This window comes from Actinoplanes sp. NPDC051513 (genome assembly GCF_044454685.1).
Classification (GTDB): domain Bacteria; phylum Actinomycetota; class Actinomycetes; order Mycobacteriales; family Micromonosporaceae; genus Actinoplanes.
Map to the genome: position 1 here is coordinate 1 of NZ_JBITDW010000069.1, position 1,560 is coordinate 1,560.

Sequence of the window (1,560 nt, forward strand, 5' to 3'; positions counted from 1 at the left end):
AGAGCGCGGTCATCGCGTGATCTTTCGAGTGAACCTTCCACAGCACTCTCGAAAGGCACCATCACGATGACCGCACCCCACATCATCAACCCTGCCGGCGTGTTGGACCAAGCGCTGTCGGACGCGTCGCCGGATCTGATGCGGCACCTGCTGTCCACGGTGATCAACTCGTTGCTGTCAGCCGAGGCCGACGCGGTCTGCGGCGCCGAGTACGGCACCGCCTCGCCCGAGCGGGTCAACTCCCGTAACGGCTACCGCCACCGCGAGCTCGACACCCGGATCGGCACCATCGACGTCGCGATCCCGAAACTACGATCGGGCTCGTACTTCCCCGACTGGCTCCTCGAACGGCGTAAGCGGGCCGAGGCCGCGCTGGTCAGCGTGGTCGCGACCTGCTATCTGCTCGGCGTGTCCACCCGGCGGATGGACAAGCTGGTGCAGACGCTCGGGATCACCAGCCTGTCGAAGTCGCAGGTCTCGCGGATGGCCGCCGACCTCGACGCCCAGGTGGCCGCGTTCCGGACCCGTCCGCTGGGCGAGTCCGGGCCGTTCACGTTTGTGGCCGCCGACGCGCTGACCATGAAGGTCCGTGAGCAGGGCCGGGTCGTCAACGCGGTCGTGCTGGTCGCGACCGGGGTCAACGCCGACGGGCACCGCGAGGTCCTGGGCGTGAAGGTCGCCACCAGCGAGACGAAGCAGGCGTGGAACGCGTTCTTCGCCGATCTGGTCGCCCGCGGTCTGACCGGCGTTCGCCTGGTGACCTCCGACGCGCACGCCGGTCTGGTCGACGCGATCGCGGCGAACCTACCCGGCACCTCGTGGCAGCGATGCCGCACGCACTTCGCGGCGAACTTGATGGGCGTGTGCCCGAAGTCGGCGTGGCCGGCGGTCAAGACCATGCTGCACTCCGTCTACGACCAGATCGACCCGGGCTCGGTCCACGCCCAGTTCGACAAGCTGCTCGACTCGACCGGCAGGTCACTGCCGGCGGTGGCCGCCTACCTCGACAACGCCCGCGCCGACCTGCTCGCCTTCACCGGCTTCCCGCAACAGATCTGGCGGCAGATCTGGTCGAACAACCCCAATGAGCGGCTCAACAAGGAAATCCGCCGCCGCACCGACGTCGTCGGGATCTTCCCCGACCGCGACGCCGTCACCCGCCTCGTCGGCGCGGTGCTGGCCGAGCAACACGACGAGTGGACCGAAGGCCGCCGCTACTTCGCCCTCGACATCCTCGAACGGGCCAGCAGAATCACCACCGAAGCCACCGTCACCACGGCGACCCTGCCCGAGTTGGAGACCGCAGCATGACCCACCCGACCGGCGACCCCGCCATCCCTGACCCGGCCGAGCGCGCCGCCCTCAACGCTGCCCTGATCGCCACCGGCATCGAAACCGGGTTCTGGGACGACCACGGCCGACCCGCGCCCTGGCCCCACGACATCGACCAATGGCAGCCCGAAACCGGCGAACCGGTCACTCGCAAACCCGGAGAACAACCCTTCTAACCAGCACAACTCGAAAGATCAGCCGTTACACCACTTCCAGGGGCTTGACCGT

Annotated in this window: 2 protein-coding genes; both read left to right on the forward strand. The window is 68.0% G+C overall.

All coding sequences use genetic code 11. The annotated features are described in order from the left end of the window. Positions 1-66 precede the first annotated feature (66 nt). On the forward strand, positions 67-1,311 hold the full coding sequence (locus tag ACIA5D_RS51740; RefSeq protein ID WP_396038121.1) for an IS256 family transposase: 1,245 nt from the start codon (positions 67-69) through the stop codon (positions 1,309-1,311). Beyond that, positions 1,308-1,508 carry a hypothetical protein gene (locus tag ACIA5D_RS51745; RefSeq protein WP_396038123.1) on the forward strand — a complete coding sequence of 67 codons (201 nt, stop codon included), beginning with the start codon at positions 1,308-1,310 and terminating at the stop codon, positions 1,506-1,508. The genes ACIA5D_RS51740 and ACIA5D_RS51745 overlap by 4 nt, the downstream gene beginning before the upstream one ends. Positions 1,509-1,560: the final 52 nt, after the last annotated feature.

Coding starts and splice junctions, on each gene's coding strand:
- ACIA5D_RS51740 (WP_396038121.1), top strand. CDS start 67: ATGACCGCACCCCACATCATCAACCCTGCCGGCGTGTTGGACCAAGCG.
- ACIA5D_RS51745 (WP_396038123.1), top strand. CDS start 1,308: ATGACCCACCCGACCGGCGACCCCGCCATCCCTGACCCGGCCGAGCGC.